Source organism: Nostoc sp. (genome assembly GCF_036917675.1).
Lineage (GTDB): Bacteria > Cyanobacteriota > Cyanobacteriia > Cyanobacteriales > Nostocaceae > Nostoc.
In genome coordinates, this window is the sequence record NZ_JBALCT010000074.1 from 294,681 (window position 1) to 312,025 (window position 17,345).

The 17,345-nt window shown below is 42.1% G+C and carries 15 protein-coding genes; 9 read left to right on the forward strand and 6 right to left on the reverse strand.

From position 1 onward, the window contains the following. The first annotated feature begins 90 nt into the window (after nucleotides 1-90). The gene (locus V7K31_RS30880; protein WP_335100563.1) at nucleotides 91-642 is read left to right on the forward strand and encodes a Uma2 family endonuclease; all 552 of its coding nucleotides are present in this window, start codon (nucleotides 91-93) and stop codon (nucleotides 640-642) included. Nucleotides 643-712: 70 nt separating this feature from the next. Here V7K31_RS30880 and mutL read toward each other — a convergent pair whose 3' ends face one another. Next, nucleotides 713-2,467, reverse strand: coding sequence for a DNA mismatch repair endonuclease MutL (gene mutL, locus V7K31_RS30885; RefSeq protein WP_335100236.1), 1,755 nt, complete (start codon nucleotides 2,465-2,467; stop codon nucleotides 713-715). A gap of 238 nt (nucleotides 2,468-2,705) precedes the next feature. Next, nucleotides 2,706-3,755: an adenosine deaminase gene (locus tag V7K31_RS30890; protein WP_335100238.1), complete on the reverse strand. Its 1,050-nt coding sequence runs from the start codon at nucleotides 3,753-3,755 to the stop codon at nucleotides 2,706-2,708. Between the two features lie 371 nt (nucleotides 3,756-4,126). On the opposite strand from V7K31_RS30890, the gene V7K31_RS30895 reads away from it, so the two are divergent. After that, a complete protein-coding gene (locus V7K31_RS30895; RefSeq protein ID WP_292799555.1) occupies nucleotides 4,127-4,336 on the forward strand; it encodes a hypothetical protein in 210 nt (69 codons plus the stop codon). Nucleotides 4,337-4,821: 485 nt separating this feature from the next. On the opposite strand, the gene V7K31_RS30900 is transcribed toward V7K31_RS30895, so the two are convergent. Together V7K31_RS30900 and V7K31_RS30905 are read right to left on the reverse strand one after the other, a co-directional pair. Then, nucleotides 4,822-5,133, reverse strand: coding sequence for a threonine dehydratase (locus V7K31_RS30900; RefSeq protein ID WP_335100240.1), 312 nt, complete (start codon nucleotides 5,131-5,133; stop codon nucleotides 4,822-4,824). Between the two features lie 138 nt (nucleotides 5,134-5,271). Continuing rightward, nucleotides 5,272-6,150, reverse strand: a complete 879-nt coding sequence (locus V7K31_RS30905; RefSeq protein WP_335100242.1) for a phosphodiester glycosidase family protein — start codon at nucleotides 6,148-6,150, stop codon at nucleotides 5,272-5,274. Between the two features lie 20 nt (nucleotides 6,151-6,170). On the opposite strand from V7K31_RS30905, the gene V7K31_RS30910 reads away from it, so the two are divergent. Together V7K31_RS30910 and V7K31_RS30915 are read left to right on the forward strand one after the other, a co-directional pair. Then, a complete protein-coding gene (locus V7K31_RS30910) occupies nucleotides 6,171-6,356 on the forward strand; it encodes a hypothetical protein (RefSeq protein WP_335100244.1) in 186 nt (61 codons plus the stop codon). Nucleotides 6,357-6,486: 130 nt separating this feature from the next. Then, complete coding sequence (locus V7K31_RS30915) at nucleotides 6,487-6,624, forward strand: hypothetical protein (protein WP_335100246.1); 138 nt, start codon at nucleotides 6,487-6,489, stop codon at nucleotides 6,622-6,624. 697 nt (nucleotides 6,625-7,321) lie between these two features. On the opposite strand, the gene V7K31_RS30920 is transcribed toward V7K31_RS30915, so the two are convergent. Further along, nucleotides 7,322-9,160, reverse strand: coding sequence for a CHASE3 domain-containing protein (locus V7K31_RS30920; protein WP_335100248.1), 1,839 nt, complete (start codon nucleotides 9,158-9,160; stop codon nucleotides 7,322-7,324). A gap of 501 nt (nucleotides 9,161-9,661) precedes the next feature. Here V7K31_RS30920 and V7K31_RS30925 point away from each other — a divergent pair. From V7K31_RS30925 to grxC, 5 genes are all read left to right on the forward strand, one after another. Further along, nucleotides 9,662-12,217, forward strand: coding sequence for a GAF domain-containing protein (locus V7K31_RS30925; RefSeq protein ID WP_335100250.1), 2,556 nt, complete (start codon nucleotides 9,662-9,664; stop codon nucleotides 12,215-12,217). Then, complete coding sequence (locus V7K31_RS30930) at nucleotides 12,217-12,666, forward strand: response regulator (protein WP_442941424.1); 450 nt, start codon at nucleotides 12,217-12,219, stop codon at nucleotides 12,664-12,666. The genes V7K31_RS30925 and V7K31_RS30930 overlap by 1 nt, the downstream gene beginning before the upstream one ends. Nucleotides 12,667-12,671: 5 nt before the next feature. Next, the gene (locus V7K31_RS30935; RefSeq protein WP_335100567.1) at nucleotides 12,672-14,951 is read left to right on the forward strand and encodes a hybrid sensor histidine kinase/response regulator; all 2,280 of its coding nucleotides are present in this window, start codon (nucleotides 12,672-12,674) and stop codon (nucleotides 14,949-14,951) included. Between the two features lie 746 nt (nucleotides 14,952-15,697). Next, nucleotides 15,698-16,531: an XDD4 family exosortase-dependent surface protein gene (locus V7K31_RS30940; RefSeq protein WP_335100252.1), complete on the forward strand. Its 834-nt coding sequence runs from the start codon at nucleotides 15,698-15,700 to the stop codon at nucleotides 16,529-16,531. A 361-nt stretch (nucleotides 16,532-16,892) separates the two neighbouring features. Beyond that, nucleotides 16,893-17,165, forward strand: coding sequence for a glutaredoxin 3 (gene grxC, locus V7K31_RS30945; protein ID WP_335100254.1), 273 nt, complete (start codon nucleotides 16,893-16,895; stop codon nucleotides 17,163-17,165). Here grxC and V7K31_RS30950 read toward each other — a convergent pair. Beyond that, on the reverse strand, nucleotides 17,149-17,277 hold the full coding sequence (locus V7K31_RS30950; RefSeq protein WP_335100256.1) for a hypothetical protein: 129 nt from the start codon (nucleotides 17,275-17,277) through the stop codon (nucleotides 17,149-17,151). The two genes, grxC and V7K31_RS30950, sit on opposite strands and share 17 nt — an antisense overlap. Nucleotides 17,278-17,345: the final 68 nt, after the last annotated feature.

Sequence of the window (17,345 nt, forward strand, 5' to 3'; positions counted from 1 at the left end):
GACTACACGGACACAGAGGCGCTAGCGGCTTCCTTTGAAGTCCGTTTAAGATGGTAAAATATCAAGAATTATTGGGAGGAATCAATCGTGATGACTGTTATTGTTGCTAAGTGGACGATTGACGAATATCACCGCATGATTGATGCTGGCATTTTGAGCGATCGCAAAGTTGAACTACTTAAGGGAGAAATTGTCGAAATGTCGCCGGAAGGAGAACCTCATGCTTATTGTAGTCATCAATCGGCAGAGTATCTAACGGATTTGTTAGGTAAGCGTGCCGCAATACGTCAAGCCAAGCCTATCACCTTAGCCAACGACTCAGAACCAGAACCAGATATTGCTATTGTCCAACGTTTAGGACGCGAGTATCGAGAGCATCATCCTTATCCAGAAAATATTTTCTGGTTGATTGAGTATGCTAACTCCAGTTTAGAAAAAGATTTAGAGAGAAAAAGCAAAATCTACGCAGAAGCAGGTATTTTAGAGTATTGGGTTGTTAATCTCAAAAAGTTACATTTAGTGGTGTTTCGAGAAATCTTAGACGGAGAATACGCGACAAAATTGACATTGACTGCGGGAACAATTCAACCCCTAGCATTTCCAGATATTTCTATTGAGGTGGAACAGATTATTAATAGTTAAGTTAATTAAAATCAAAAGTCATTTAACAGCAATTAGATATTTAATTATACTTGCCATTTATTAGTAAACATTAAATTCCATGACTTTTACCAATTACCCAATTACGCCGGAAAAACCGGGCTAAAGCTGATTCTTCTAAGGATAGATAAATTGGGCGTCCGTGGGGACAGGTGCGAGGGTTGCGAGTGCGTTGCCAATTATCTAAAAGTGTTTGCATTTCTTGGTGGTTCATGGGTGTACCGTTACGAATGGCACTGCGACAGGCTACAGCTACTTGGGCTGTTTGTAAGTCGCCTCCCCAACTAAGTTCTAAAATTGCTTCTGCACAGTCGTCTCGCTGTTGCAAAGGTGCAGGGATGTTTCGGACTGCCCAAAGTTGTTCGCCAAAGGGTTCTATATCTAAACCGATGCGTTGGAGTTGCGATACTTGCGCTGGCGACAATTGATAAAGAATGATTGGCGGTTCAACAGAAACTAGTTGCCAATCATCGCATAATTGCTCATACAAAACTCGCTCATGGGCAATGTGCTGTTCTACTAACCACATTCCACCTGAATGTTCCGCCACAATATAGGTGTTGCTAACTTGAGCGACAGCTTTTAAAGAGTTAGGAGAGACGCGATGAATCGCGTCTGTACAAGGGTTGGGATTTTGAGGATTGAAATTGTAGCCGCCTTTGGCTTCTGCGGCTTTGAGTAATTTACTAACTCGTGTTGTATGGACAGCTTCTTTAAGATTGGTAGAAGAGATGCTGAGTGCTTGGTTAATTGCTTGGGTAATTTGCTCTTGCCAATAAATGATTTCGTTGAGGTAAATTTCTGTTTTTGCTGGATTGCGATTCCAGTTAATTTGATCGGGAGAAATGGCAAGATGTAAGAAACAAATTGGATAGCGATCGCGTGGTAATGTTCTATGAAATGCTGATAATATCGTTTGCTCTAGTTCCGGTGTCTTAACCATCCGTCCGTTAATGGCTACACGTACCCAATCTGGACGATGACGATGAGTGCGATCGGGTAATCCTACCACTAAGTTTAGTGAGGAGTGGGCAGAGACGCGATGAATCGCGTCTGTACAAGAGTCTGGAGTAGAGACGCGATTCATCGCGTCTTCTGTATAGGAGTTTGGAGGATTGGGTATTTCTAATTTCACTTCTTGCAAGTCACCTTGTCGCACTTGCGGTAAAATCTGCGGTAGCAGTTGCCCTGTTGTGGTGGCGGGACAGATGGTGAACCATTGACGATCATTTTGCCAAATCTGCCAGGTGACGTGGGGATGACATAGGGCGATTTGTTGAATTGTGGCTTGCACGGCTTTCATTTGCTGTGCTGTTGTGGGTAATCCCTGACGACGAGATGAGCAATTACCGAAAAGATGCGAAACTGTAACCACTGTACCAGGTGCGATCGCAGTTACTTCAACTTCCCCAACTTCCCCACCATTGCCATAGCTAATCCGCCATCCTAATTTTCCACTCACAGGACGACTCAAAATTTCCAAATCTGCCAGAGTCGTCAAACTGTGCAACGCCTCACCACGAAACCCTAAACTATTTATTTTCCATAAATCGGCACTAGAGCGAATTTTACTGGTGCTGTGGGCTGTGGCTGCTTGTTCCAAATCATCTAGGTTCATTCCACAACCATTATCTGCCACACGAATTCGCCATTGCTGCGGCCATAGAGAAACCACAATTCGCATTGCACCTGCGTCGAGGGAATTTTCTACCAATTCCCGCACCACAGAAGCTAAAGAGTCGATGACCTCTCCAGCTGTAATGAGATATACAACTTCTGTCGGTAGAGCTTGAATAGTAGATGCCATAAATTCTAGTTTATAGCTTCCGGTAACAAGAGAAGTGGGGGGAGAAATCAATTCAAAATTCACGCAATAAACATTGATGAATTATCTGTGTGCATCTGTGCTTTGATTTCTCAAACATTGATTTTTGCAAGATATCTATTGTGCATTACAACTTTCACTACAGCTTCAAAAAAAAATACTTGTTGCAACATTAATTAACATTAAATCATCTGACTTTCTGCTTATCTTTAGGTGGTCGTTAATTACTATCCTTTGTTGCTAAAACTTTAGTTGGTTCAGGTTTCAGCAAACCGTTCAACAGTGATGCAGGAGGCTGACTGTAAGGCCAAGCAAAAGCATGACGGAAAGCGGCATCTTGACAAGCTTGTAGTTGTTCAAAACTAATAATGTTGTAAGTCAAGAGATTTTCATACTCAAACGGTAGACGCATATTGTGTAATCCAGCATTGTCAGTACAAATAGCGATATCTACCCCAGCATCAAAACAACGATCAAAAACTAATTTAAGTTGACGTATATCCTGCAAAGTACCAGTTTTTAGGTAAGTTGTCGGACAAACCTCTAAACATTGTCCGCGTTTAGCCACATCATTAAGTAACTCTGGATACAGTAGGGGAATTTGAATGCCGTGACCAATCCGCATCAAATAAGGTAAAAGTTCTGGATAACAACCGGCGGTGGTTTCATATAGATGTCCCGTGGTCTTAATGCCCAGCGATCGCGCATAATCATATAGGCTGATCCATTCTTCCATGCGATCGGCATAATAGCTATCACCCCCCGCTACATCTACTGCACAGATATACTGCTTATTTTGCGCCGCCAAATCAACAATCGCCTTGTTCACCTCATAGGGTAGGCGCGTGTGCATACAGAGAATTTGGCTACTAACAATCGGATATTCTGGCTGGTGGCTGGCAAGTCCGACTACTTGCACAATTTCTGCCATCTTGTCAATTCTCTGTGATTGATTCAGATGCTCAGGTGTCCGTAAATAGGGGGTGTAGCGCAGTTCCAGATAAGCCAAATTTTCAAAAATGTAAGCACCCCGCACTAAGCGATAGATAAAGTAAGGCAAAGTCTCGACAGTTTGCACACTTTCTACCAAGGTATGTAATTCTAGATACTCATCTAGGGTGTTGCGTGGGCGGGTATAAAAATCTTCAAATTCTGAATAGTCAGCAAATCGGGAAATCAACTCTGAAGAATGTCGCTCAAAATATCGCCATAAAACTCGCGGTACGACGGAACCGCCCAGGTGTCTATGTAATTCAGCATATAAAGCCATAGTGGTATTTTTAACTAAAAATTTTAATAATTGTAACAAAAACATCAGAATAAAAAATCTGTACTTGAAAAATTTTCCCCCTTAGAGAGAGCGTCGGGAAGGAGGTTAGGTTTTTTCTGGGCTTTTCCAGATGATCTGAATTCTCAGGAAAAAATTTCAGGTTGAGATTTTAGCCTTATTTTCTGAAAATCCAGCATTTAATAGTGTTTTGAGCATACATAAATAAACTTGACATTATCAAGATGAAATTGATAATATTAATAACCTTAATTTTTGTGTTATACTGGTAAATATTGCTATTGTTGAGCAAGTAAAATATAGCAATATATTTTTCCTTTAACTAAGCAAACTCCTGGCAAGGTTGGTATTAATTGAAAATTCAAGCGTTGGATGTCAAGGCTGGCGATCGCATTATTGCTTACTGCAACAACAAAATGCAAACCTGCAAGGTAAAACGCATTTTAGAACCCGGTCAAGCTAATATCACACTATCAGTATTCACATCGGAGAATTATCGCGGCTGCTCAGTTTCATCTGTAGTTCGTTTTCGGAGCAACGCGTTGGTTGATTTGGTAAGTTAAAAATCAAAGAAAGATTCAATTTCAAAAATCTCTCTAGCTCTTGTCCAGCCTCATACTGGATCTAATTTAATTTATATTAAAGGTGCGATGTCTGCGGTGGTAACAGAGCAGTTCGGCAGAGCTACCTGTGCCACTTGCCGAAGCGAGAGCTACGCCTACGCACATCCAAATCCGTTAATTGTGGCTGGATGATTTTTAAAGAAAACCGCCCTGACACTACACCAGTGCAGGCGACAGCAATTTTTGAACAAACTGATACTATGCTCATGCGCCACCAATAAATGCAAGAGCTAGGCACAAAGTAAGTATAATTGTGCTTAGTTTCTAGAGAATATATAAAATTCCGAGAGGAAAAATTGGAGTGCGATCGTGCAAAGCGTCTGACTCGCTAACAGCAGTCGCTCATGGGGGAAACCCCCTGTTCCCACGCTGCTTCAACGCTTTGCATCTACGCATTACATCACCCTCCAATCTGATGGCTTTTGTTAGTTCTTTTTCACATCACGAGCCATGTTGAGGTAATAGTCGTCAATTTTGGCATTAGGACGACGGCGATTAGTGGTGGGAATTTTAGCAGTGTTATCCTGATTCGTTTCAATTGGCTGTTTCGCTGAAGCTTGTTTTATAGCTTGCGCCTGATCAGATTCCAAGAAATAACCAGAGCTAGTAAATCCGAAAAGCTTGGCAAAGAAACCAAATAAATTTCCTACAGCATTAAAAAAACTTCCGAATAAAACACCAAACAAGCCTTGAATACGAAGGAACAAGTTCCGAAGACTTTGAGGTAGACGAAGCATGAGTGCACCTTCAATGATTGCCTATTATCATTGTGACTCAATTTGGATTCGGGGATTGGTGCTATGGCTAAAATCTACCACTGGGTAGGCGTAGCTCAAACAAAGCCCAATCGCTGTAATGATACTGTCTGTTCAATACTAGTTTTCCTGAACCAGCAAAACCGACTTCACCCGACGCTTGATAGAATTTCCCTCCAAATCAACCTTCCCGTAAAAGGTTTTGCCCTTGTAATAAAGCGAAGACGAACTCCCTCCATCTAGGTTCATCGCTTTATCAGCACCAAGAGTTTTCATAAAATCAGCTAATGCTGGCAAGGACACCCCAGAGTTCGCGGGAGCCGAGGATTTTTGAGCCACCATAACTAAAACAACGCTACCATCAAGGGTGATGCCCACAGCAGTTCTGGCGTTGGGTTGATTGCTGCCAAGTGCATCTCGTTTATTGGCATTATCCACAAAGCCCTCTTGTACTGACGTGAGTTCTGGTAACAGCCGTGGGCCAGCGCCTATAGCATCGACTAACTGACAACCTGCTGGTGGTGACTGGCTGTGTAGGGCAATATCATAGCGAAGGGTCTGTCCACATAAGTAGCGGCGGAATTCTGTACGATTGAAAATTTGACCCAGGTAAGGTTTTAAATTGGGATTGTTCACCAGACGTTCGTTTTCCTTGGAGTTAGCTACCAACTTCCCTTGTATGACAACATAAGATGTAGATTTTTGGTTAACTGGGTCAAAAAAGCCGGCGTTCAAGATAGCTACGGCTCGATGCTTCTGGGCAAATTCCTCTACAGTGGCTACCTTTTGTGATAGTGCAGGAGTTACCAAAAATCTGCTATTAGCTGGAATTAAGAGGATATGAGCTATGCTTTGAGGCAAAGTGCGCTCGAAGTAGCGGATAGTTTTTGGTGGTGAAGATGCAACAGTCGATATTGACGGTGTTGAGGAACGCAAATTAAACCACAACACCATTGCCAGACTAATTAATATCAAAGCCAGTAGTTTGATTTTCCTCACATTTAAACCTTAGCCATCCAATGAACTCGGATGCCGTTAATGCTATCAGGACGTTACGCGATCGCGGCGAACAGTTGCACATTGTACCGCAAAACTTGATTGAATTTTGGAACGTCTACACATGCCCAACCGAGCGAAATGGCTTAGGGCGTAGTGTAGCAAAAACACAAGCAGAAGTTAACGATTTTAGCAAGTATACATGGTAAAATCTAAGAAAGTTGCAAAACACCTTACTCTTCATAGGGATTGAAACGCTTCAAACTTACTAAATCTCCTCACAGGGACTGAAACGCTTCAAACTTACTAAATCCCCTCACGGGGACTGAAACTAAGACCATGTTAGAAACTACAAACCTGAAAAATATCTCCAAAAAATTCGCTATAGCCAGAAATTGTGCTTCTTTCAAAGAAAATGAGGCAATGAGAGCGATCGCATATAGCATGGATTTATTACTACCTGGTTTGTATATATAGCTACTTGGTTTTAGTTTTCGCATTGGTGGGAGCGTACCAGATGATATTCCCTATAAATATCCTGGTAAAATTCACAGTTACACTGGAATTGCTTTAGTATTACCAGGATATAGAATTTTTACGACTTACCAGGGTAGCTATGACCCTAAACAGACATCAGATACAGGGACTATAGCGGTTTCCTAATCACATAAGGTACATCATAGCCCCCTCTCGAAGAGCGGGGAGGGGGTTGGGGGTGGGGTTCTTGTACCTCATTCAACCGAGAACCGCTATAACAGCAATTAAAAAGTACGGTTATCGACTCAAATACTTTTGAAACCTTAATGACTCAGGCAGGGTATTCAATCTCAGGTAGCGCACCTGCACAGTCTAATAGAATAAAACTATGGTGGATTCATAACGAATACCTAAGAGTCGAATCCATATATAGTCCAGACAAGACAATAGTGATAACGGCGTATCATATTAACTAATATTTTTTATTTCTATTAAGGGACTTCCAAATAAAAAAATACTCAACTAATTCTTGTGGGGTGGGCATCTTGCCCGCCTTTGTATATGGGCGGGCAAGATGCCCACCCCACAAAATTGGGTAATTTATTTGTTGGAAGTCCCTAACCAATTTCCAACGTGGGCAGAAAGTTTTGGTTGATAGGATTTTTGCAGTTTGTGATCCTTTCACCAGCAAAATCAATTAGCCATCTCCTATAACCGATTCCAGTTCTGGAGACAGTGAATGTGTGTCTCTGAATGTTAAAGCTGGCAAGTACACTGTAAATTGAGTACCTCTGCCTACCTGACTGTAAACATTGACAAAACCACCGTGATTCTTAATAATGCCCAACGCCGTGGAAAGTCCTAAACCTGTACCTTTGCCTACCTCTTTGGTGGTGAAAAACGGTTCAAAAATCCGTTGCTGGACTGACGACGACATCCCCATACCAGTATCCGTCACCACGATCGCAATATAAGAACCCATTTTCGCATCAATATTTATCTGGGCAGAATGTTCACCAATCACCAAATTTTCCACCGCAATCCTTAAAATGCCGCCATTGGGCATGGCGTCGCGGGCATTGACTACTAAATTTATCAGCACCTGATGTATTTGAGTTGTGTCTCCACGGACGTACCACAGATTTTTGGGGATATCTATTTGGCAGATGATAGATTTGAGGAATGTTTGAGCGATAATTTGCTCAATTTCTGCCATCAATGGCTGAATTTGCACAATTGTCCGTTTGCCTTCAATACCCCGTGCAAAGGACAAAACCTGCTTAAGCAAATTAGCGCCGCGTTTAACATTATTTTCTAAAGTTTGCAATATTTGCTGACTCTGTAGATCGGGCAATTTCTTCTGCAACAGTTGAACTGACATTAAAATTGGGGATAGTATATTGTTGAGATCGTGAACGATACCGCTAGCTAAAGTGCCGATACTCTCCAAACGTTGCGATCGCAGAAGTTGAGCTTCCAGTTGTTTTTGCTGGGTTATATCTCGCATCAGAGCCAAATGGATAAACGTACCATCAGATTCGTTACGCAGTGGTACGGCATGAGTTTCCATGTAGCGGCGGGTGCCCTTAAATCCCACAATTTCAAACTCCAAAGTCCCCTTGTTACCTTGGCAGACACTTTTATGCAAGTCGGCAAAGGCTGCTCTATACTCTGGTACAATTACGGCATCAACAGGTTTACCAATCAAGACATCAGCACTTTCTACTTCCATCATTGCCAGCCCATAGGCATTAATTTCTAAAAGGGTACCATCCCTGGCAATTAACTTGATACATTCTGGTTCTGCATCTATCATGGCTCGTAAACGATTTTCGCTTTGGCGTAAGGCCAGTTCTGTCTGCTGAAGTTGCCTGATATAACCCCATAACAAGTCATACAGCAGCGCCACCAGCACCAAATCCAGAATAGCCGCCATCAAAAATATAACTATCGCCTTTTGGAAACTTGCTTGTGACTGCTGCACTCCTTGCTGTAATAAATTTTGCTCCGCCTTTAAAGAATCGTGAATCAGCTGTTGGATCTCTTTGCCGATTTGCTTGTCTTTATCAGATAAGATTTGCTGCCGAACTGCTTCTAATCCCTGGTTTTGTCTGAGGTAAACTTCCTGTTGCAGAATGTTGAGCCTGTTGGTAATTTTCGGCTCCAGCAAAAAAATCCACTGCTGCTTTTGATGGTTATCAGCAGTTAACTTGCTGAGAATCTGAATATTGCTATTAGTTTGTTGATAGTCTGCAAGATAGGTTTGTAAATCATCTGCATCTGCTGTAATTAGGTAATTACGTTGTGCAGTTTCAGTATCTTTGAATGTAGATTGGATATTTTCAAGATGGGTAATAACTTCATAAGAGTATGTCACCTCTTGCTGGTTGTGAATCAGGTTAACAGTGTTGCCATAGCCGACTACAGCATTAGTAAATACAACTGCCAATGTTAGGACGAATATTGCTTTCAGCTTTTGGACTCGATACCATTTTTTGATCATGCGATCGCTCTTTCTGCCGCAGATGACCTCCATTAGTTAAGATTAAAGATTACAAACAAATATTGAGAATATTTTAAGGATTTTGATAACACGGGTAGTAAAATACAATCTGTTATAGTTGTAAATATCTGGATTTTTGGGGATGATAATTTATACATATTAGTTACAAATAAATCCGCTAATTTTTAAGATAAATTCATTTTTAGCAGTAACGTCGCCAATGCAGTTTGGATCAGATAATTTGTTTATCAAACAGAATTCAGGAGTCAGGAGCAAAGCCGGAGACGCTCCGCCGAGGCGTCAGAATTCAGTAATGTAATAGACCGAAAAAGCGGATGAATAAATGGGTTTAAGACTCCCACTAAATCATAGATTTAGTGGTGCAACAATCGAGTGGCGGGTTCCAATCCCAAATCAATTGATTCTGACTCCTGAATTCTGGATAGCTGAATTCTTCTTAAAAAACGTTAAGCTACTCTTGAGATAGCCAAGCTGCTGACTGAATATTACATTTATATTTTTTAAGAAAAGTCAATGAAAGCTAGACACATTGATACAGAAGTGGCGAGGTTAGAAGCCCTCCGTCAGTATCAAATTCTTGATACCGAACCCGAAGAAGCCTACGACAATCTTGCTAACTTAGCGGCATTTATTTGTGAGACTCCCATCTCATTGGTAAATTTCATTGATGAAAACCGTCAGTGGTTTAAGGCAAAAGTCGGTTTAGATATATCAGAAATGCCCCAGAGTGTTGGGTTATCTTACCTTTGTCAAGAGCGGCGTAACGTTGTAGTGGTTCCTGATACCCAAGCTGATGAAAAGTTGGCAAATAATCCAGCAGTAACTAGCTATCCATATATACGGTTTTATGCAGGTGTACCCTTAATTACCCCAAAGGGACATCTGCTGGGAACTCTGTGCGTAATTGACCAAGTTCCACGGCAATTGAGCCAAAAACAATTGGAGGCCCTTGTAGCCCTGAGTCGCTTGGTAATCGACCAACTAGAACTCAGGCGTTATGTAGCTGAGGTATCTGAAGTTAGCGAGAAACTAATGGCGCACGAGCAAACACTGCACGCTCAATCTGAAGCCGCCAAAACCCGCATTGCTAATCTTCTCGAAAGCATCACTGATGGATTTTTTGCCCTGGATAAAAAGTGGCGATTCATCTATATTAATGGTCAAGCAGAACGGCTCTTGAAAAAAAACCAGTATGAGCTTTTGGGTAAAAACATCTGGGAGGTGTTTCCAGAAATTATCGGCACAATATTCCATCGTGAGTATCACAGGGCAATCTTAGAACAAGTAAGTGTGGAATTTGAGGAATTTTTTCCGCCACTAAACTGCTGGCTTAAAGTCCACGTCTATCCTGCCAAAGACGGCTTATCTGTTAATTTTCAAGATATTACTGAAGGACGGAAAACAGCAGAAGCACTACGGGAAAGTGAAGAACGCTGGCAATTAGCATTACAAGGTAATAAGGATGGTATTTGGGATTGGAACCTCAAGACTAATGAAGTGTTCTTTTCAACTCAATGGAAGGAAATGCTCGGCTATAAAGACCACGAAGTTTCCACCGGTTGGGATGAATGGACAAAACGAATCCATCCCGATGAGCGAGATTTTGTACTTCAAGCTTTCCAAGACCACTTTGCCAAGAAAATACCGTCTTACGTCTGTGAATATCGAGTCCAATGCCAAGACGGCAGTTATAAATGGATTCTAGATCGAGGACAGGCACTTTGGGACGCATTGGGTGATATAGTGCGGATGGTGGGTTCTTATACAGATATCACAGATCGCAAGCAGGTAGAAGAGGAATTAAAGCGGCAGAATTTGCGATCGCAATTATTTGCCGAAATCACCCTGAAAATTCGAGAATCTTTACAAATAGACAAAATTCTCGAAAACACAGTGACTGAGGTACAAAAATTACTCCAAGCTGACCGAGTTTTGATTTTTCAACTGTGGCCTGACGGTTCGGGAACAGTAGTGCAAGAGGCGGTGCTACCTGGTTGGCCGGTAATTCTCGGAAAAAATCTGCTCGACACCTGCTTTCAAGAACACTACCTAGAAAGATATCGCCAGGGAAGAGTTAGTGCCATTGAAGACACTGAATCTGCTGATATTCACCCTTGTCATCGAGAATTTCTTCAGCAGTTTGCTGTCAGGGCTAACCTCATAGTACCGATTCTTGTCAGGGATGGCATTTGGGGCTTGTTGCTGGCTCATCAGTGTGCTTCACCTCGAAAGTGGAATAACTTTGAGACTGAATTGTTACAGCAACTAAGTAATCAAATTGGGATTGCTTTATCTCAAGCGCAACTATTAGAAAAAGAAACCCAGCAAAGTCAGGAACTCGCTCGTTCCAATGCCGAATTGGAACAGTTTGCTTATGTGGCTTCCCATGACTTGCAAGAGCCGTTGCGGATGGTAACTAGTTATTTACAACTACTAGAGCAAAGATACAAAAATCAACTGGATGCCAATGCCGATCAGTTTATCACCTACGCAGTAGATGGGGCTTGCCGGATGCAGACCCTAATCAATGATTTGTTGAACTACTCCCGCCTCAGCAGCCGGGGACAGCCCTTTATAGCAGTTGATTGTAGTGTTGTTTTACAACAGGCGATCGCTAATCTTGAAATTGCGATCGGCGATCGTCGGGCAATTGTCACTTATGATACTCTACCGGAAGTGATGGCTGATACTACCCAATTGACACAAGTATTTCAAAACCTGATTGCCAACGCCATCAAATTTTGTCGTCATCAGCAGCCACAAGTTCACATCGGCGTAGCGAGGAGAAATGCAAATCCAGATGGGGAAAGTTTAAATGTGATCCCGTCGGTAGATGAATGGTTGTTCTGGGTGTGCGATAATGGTATTGGTTTGGAATCCCAGTATGCTGAACGTATATTTATAATTTTTCAGCGCTTGCACGGTAGAGACAAGTATCTAGGTACTGGAATTGGTCTGGCAATTTGTAAGAAAATTATAGAACGCCACGGCGGCCGGATCTGGGTTGAGTCGAAACCGGGTCAAGGCTCGACTTTCTACTTCACAATTCCAGATAGAGCAGGTAAGTAATGGTGGAAACCATAACAGCAATTATGCCTATTGAGGTTTTGTTAGTAGAGGATAATCCTGGGGATGTCCAACTCACACGCATCGCCCTGGAAGATAGCAAAATCTCGATTCACCTGAATGTGGTCGAAGATGGTGTAGAGGCAATGGCATTCTTGCGAAAACAAGAAAAATATGCTAAAGTAGCGCATCCACATATTGTACTACTCGATTTGAACCTGCCTAGAAAAGATGGGCGGGAGGTATTAGCAGAAATTAAAGGAGATGAAAACCTCAAACGAATTCCTGTAGTAATTTTGACGACTTCCCAAGCTGAAGAAGACATCCTCAAAGCTTATAACCTTTATGCCAACTGTTATATAACTAAGCCAGTAGATTTCGATCAATTCGTTAAAATTGTCCAATCAATAGAAAATTTTTGGTTTGCGATCGTAAAACTGCCACCGGAGTAGTGGAAATGGCAGGTAAAAATCTTAAAGTCTTATTAGTAGAAGATAACTCTGGTGACATCTTTTTATTACAGGAGTTTTTAAAGGAAGTTACGACAGTTGTAGTTAATTTAATACCCGTTGAGCGGCTTTCGGAAGCACTCAACCAACTAGCAAACGAAATTTTTGATGCGATTTTGTTAGACCTCTCGCTACCAGATAGCCAGGGACTTGAAACCTTTGTCATCGCTCACCATCAGGCGAAAGCAACTCCAATAATTGTGCTGACGGGTTTAGACGATGAAACCCTAGCAATTAGGGCAATGCAGCAAGGAGCGCAGGATTATTTGGTGAAAGGGCAAGTAACTGGAGACTTGCTGGTGCGCTCAATGCGTTATGCCATCGAGCGTCAACGAGCAGACAACGCACTGCGTCATAGTGAGGAGCGATTTCGGGTTGCCCTCAAAAACTCTCCAATCTTTGTCTATAACCAGGATCGGGAGTTACGGTACACTTGGGTTTACAATCCCTCCGATGGATTGATGGTTGAGGAAATGTTGGGCAAAAAAGACTTGGATATCATCCCAGTTGAAGATGCTGAACGTCTCACCACAATTAAACGTGGGGTGCTAACCACGGGCATAGGAACGCGAGAAGAAGTATCAATTAGAATCAAAGATACAACTCGATATTACGATTTAACTGTCGAGCCATTGCGGAATGAGTCGCAAGAAGTTGTCGGCGTGACTTGCGCCAGTATTGATATTAGCGAACAACAAGCCGCACTACGCGAACGCAAATTGGCACAAGAAAAAATCCGCGAACAAGCAGCATTACTAGATGTCACCACAGATGCCATTTGCGTGCGAGATTTAAACAATCAAATTATCTTCTGGAACAGAGGCGCAGAAGCACTTTACGGCTGGCAAGCTACAGAGGCTTGGGGCAAAAATGCTAGTGAGCTTTTGTATGACGAACCTTCACCGGAAATTGAAGCGGCTCTGTTGCAAGTTATTAGTAAAGGGAAGTGGCAGGGGGAGTTAACTAAACTTACCAAAACTGACAAAGAAATCCTTGTTGCTAGTCGCTGGAGTCTAGTGTGCGATGAACAAGGAAAACCCAAATCAATTCTCACCGTTGACACAGATATTACCGAGAAAAAACATTTAGAAGCCCAATTGTTTCGCGCTCAACGCTTGGAAAGTATTGGTACTCTAGCTAGTGGCATTGCTCACGACCTCAACAATATCCTGACACCGATTCTGGCAGGAGCGCAACTGTTACCACTCAAATTTCCTGATGCGGATAAACGGACTCGCCATCTATTGGAGATTTTGGAAATCAACGCTAGACGTGGCGCTGATTTAGTCAAACAAGTGCTGTCCTTTGCGCGGGGTGTGGAAGGGAAGCGCATCACTTTGCAACTGAAGCATTTGATTGTGGAAGTTGCCAAGATTCTGAAAGAGACATTTCCTAAATCTATAGAAATCAGCACTGATGTACCGCAGGATTTGTGGATGGTTTCTGGAGATAGCACCCAACTGCATCAAGTGCTGATGAACCTCTGCGTTAACGCCCGCGATGCTATGGCCAATGGCGGTAGTTTGAGCATCTCTGCCGAAAATCTGTTTATTGACCAAAATTATGCCCGGAGGAACCTAGAAGCCAAAGAGGGGTCTTATACAGTGATTACTGTCTCCGATACTGGAGTTGGGATTCCTAAAGAAATCTTAGATAGAATTTTCGAGCCATTCTTTACCACAAAAGATGTGGGACAAGGCACAGGGTTAGGACTTTCCACCGTCCTGGGAATAATTAAAAGTCACGGAGGTTTTGTAAACGTGTATAGCGAACCGGGAAGTGGCACTAGTTTTAAAGTTTACCTGCCAGCAGTGGGGGGAATGGAAACATTCAGCCCAGAAGATTTGCCACCACAAATAGGAAATGGAGAATTGATTTTGGTTGTGGATGATGAAACTGCCATTCAAGAGATTACCAGAACATCATTGGAAACTCACAACTACAAAACCCTAATTGCGAGTGATGGCATTGAGGCGATCGCGCTATACGCTAAAAATATGGATAAAATTAGTGTTGTACTAATGGATATTATGCTGCCCTCGCTAGATGGTTTAACTGCCATCCGTACCCTGCAAAAAATCAACCCCCAAGTCAGAATTATTGCCAGCAGTGGACTTATGTCTGACAATAAGCTCAGTGCAGTAGCCGCTATTGGTGTGAATACGTTTTTGTCGAAGCCCTATACTGTCAATGAATTATTGCTTTCTTTACAGAAAATCCTATCCTGAGTCAATTCAGGAAGTAGAAGGAACCCACGCTTAAAAACGTCGGACTTAGGCTGTGGACGAGTTTAGTATTGGTAATATTCTTTGAAACATCAATATAATATAGGACTCATATTTAATTTTTGAAATACACGTAGTAGCGTGTCAAGGCTAAAATAGTGCATTACAAATCTTGGAAATATTGAGATTTTAGAAACATAACTCAATTTTTCTATTGCATCAATTTAGCCTTGACACGCTAGTAGGGTGCGTTAGCCTTTGGCGTAACGCACTACTTCAGATTTTAGGTGCCGTACTCTCGGCGATAACACAACACCAGTTGCTACAACGGAGGGAACCTCCCTTCGGGTTCGGGGGTTCGCAATCGACGCCAAGCGCCAAGACTGCGACCCCCTCACCGCAACGCACTGGCTCCCCTACATATGCTTAGATTTTTTCACGCCATCAAATCGGATTGCTATATTGCATTTTGAAGTGCGGAATGTGGGTTAAAAATAGAAGCTTAATTAATCAAATTGATTCTGCATCATTTCAACTCAAAAAATTTCCTAAGTGGAAATGCTGAAAATACTTAATGAATTGGTGAAAACTATGTTGTTGCTCGCCAATTTAAAGTTTTGGTTAATCTTAATGCCTACCGTAGACAAGCAATAGTTTTTTATGGCAATTTATACATGAGCAATCTTCATAAAAAGTTATTTTGAGACATTTAAAATGTCTTAAATAGAAAGCAAAGGAGTTTCAAGCGAGTGTCTCAACTATATTCCAAGAAGATAGTAGGTTATGCAGTCTGCTGTATATCAGCATTAACTGTACTGACAGTTTCGCAGATGCCGAAAGCAGATGCAGCCTCCATGACTTTCTCAGCCACAGGTACTAACCCAATATCAGGTGGAACCAGTACAGCCCTTGCGGCGAAAGCTCTCTTTGATGACTCAATTGCAGGTAAGTTGACACTGACCCTTACTAATACAGGCCCAGGTGCATCAGACCCTACTGATGTTCTCACAGGAATCTTTTGGGATTATGCTGGATCTGCCTTAACAAACTTAACGTTGTCTTCAGCCAAAGCTCCAACCGTAATCACGAATAATCTAACTACCGGAAGTAATGTCGATCTTACCAATGTGGGACTAGGTAAGGTTGAATGGGGTTTTGCAAAAACTACCGCTAGCAGTGGACTTGGAGGTACTAGTGGCGTAGCTAACCCAGTAACTCAGCACTACGGTCTTGGTACAGCTGGTTTTGGCATATCGCCTGGTTTTGGTCTTTCGGGCGGACAGCAATTCAATTACGGTATTATTACTGGTTACGATAGTCCAAATCCAGCAGTAAGTCTGGGAACTTTTGTGAAGAATTCTGCCACATTCGTTTTCTCTGGGCTACCCTCTGGCTTTGATGCAACAAAGATTCAGAATGTTCGTTTTCAGTATGGTACTGGTTTAGATGAGCCTAGTACTTATTATATTGCTCCGCCACCTCCACCTAAAAAAGTACCTGATCCTAGTGCAACAGTTGCCCTTAGTTTATTTGCTGTAGGTGCGCTGAGGGTTGCCAAGAAAAAGCCTCTAGTCTTAGCTTAAATGAGAACTTCAGTACTAATTGATAATAGAGTTAAGCCTTATAAGCAATTCTCACAATGACAGGACTTACGCAAAAAGGCAGTGAAAGCCTTGATTTAACGTCGGGGCAATTCATGAATTGCCCCGACATTTCGTAGTTGATGTGTAAGTCCTAAATCAGATATAAACCCACCCTGTTTTTTAAGAAAATTGGTACAGATATAATATCTTAGTCAAGAGTCCAGACTTTATCTCTTGGCTAATTTTTTTTGATATAAACCTAGTTAGCGGCTTCTGAGGATGAAGATAAACCAGGATAAGGCAGCTACAGCCAGTGGCAAAGTTCTAAAATTAAGAAGTATTAAATAAAGTTGAGGACATTATGGCTGCAAAAGTAGAAATTTACACCTGGAGGACTTGCCCGTTTTGCATTCGTGCCAAAAGTTTGCTGAAAGACAAGGGAGTTGAATTTATCGAATACAGCATTGATGGAGACGAGGCAGCCAGAAATAAAATGGCTCAAAGGGCAAATGGACGGCGCTCTTTACCGCAAATTTTCATCAATGACGATCACATTGGTGGTTGTGATGACATCCACGCTTTAGACAGTCAAGGCAAGCTGGATGAGCTACTAACTTCTAGTAATAGCGTATAGGTTCAGAAGGCTTTGCGATCGCTAGCGACAAGCCTCTGCAAATTACACGGCGATCGCTACAACTCTGTTTACGAACAAAACCGATGTCTATCCACCAGACTTTCCGCTCCAAGTTCTACTCCGCAGTACTTATATTACGTCAATTGGTGAGATCATCAAGAGATAATAATTGAATAACTA

Bases quoted from the DNA above. Each gene is read 5' to 3' on its own strand.
- V7K31_RS30880 (WP_335100563.1), top strand. From the start codon at position 91: ATGACTGTTATTGTTGCTAAGTGGACGATTGACGAATATCACCGCATG.
- mutL (WP_335100236.1), bottom strand. From the start codon at position 2,467: ATGGCATCTACTATTCAAGCTCTACCGACAGAAGTTGTATATCTCATT.
- V7K31_RS30890 (WP_335100238.1), bottom strand. From the start codon at position 3,755: ATGGCTTTATATGCTGAATTACATAGACACCTGGGCGGTTCCGTCGTA.
- V7K31_RS30900 (WP_335100240.1), bottom strand. From the start codon at position 5,133: ATGCTTCGTCTACCTCAAAGTCTTCGGAACTTGTTCCTTCGTATTCAA.
- V7K31_RS30910 (WP_335100244.1), top strand. From the start codon at position 6,171: ATGAACTCGGATGCCGTTAATGCTATCAGGACGTTACGCGATCGCGGC.
- V7K31_RS30915 (WP_335100246.1), top strand. From the start codon at position 6,487: ATGTTAGAAACTACAAACCTGAAAAATATCTCCAAAAAATTCGCTATA.
- V7K31_RS30920 (WP_335100248.1), bottom strand. From the start codon at position 9,160: ATGGAGGTCATCTGCGGCAGAAAGAGCGATCGCATGATCAAAAAATGG.
- V7K31_RS30925 (WP_335100250.1), top strand. From the start codon at position 9,662: ATGAAAGCTAGACACATTGATACAGAAGTGGCGAGGTTAGAAGCCCTC.
- V7K31_RS30930 (WP_442941424.1), top strand. From the start codon at position 12,217: ATGGTGGAAACCATAACAGCAATTATGCCTATTGAGGTTTTGTTAGTA.
- V7K31_RS30935 (WP_335100567.1), top strand. From the start codon at position 12,672: ATGGCAGGTAAAAATCTTAAAGTCTTATTAGTAGAAGATAACTCTGGT.
- grxC (WP_335100254.1), top strand. From the start codon at position 16,893: ATGGCTGCAAAAGTAGAAATTTACACCTGGAGGACTTGCCCGTTTTGC.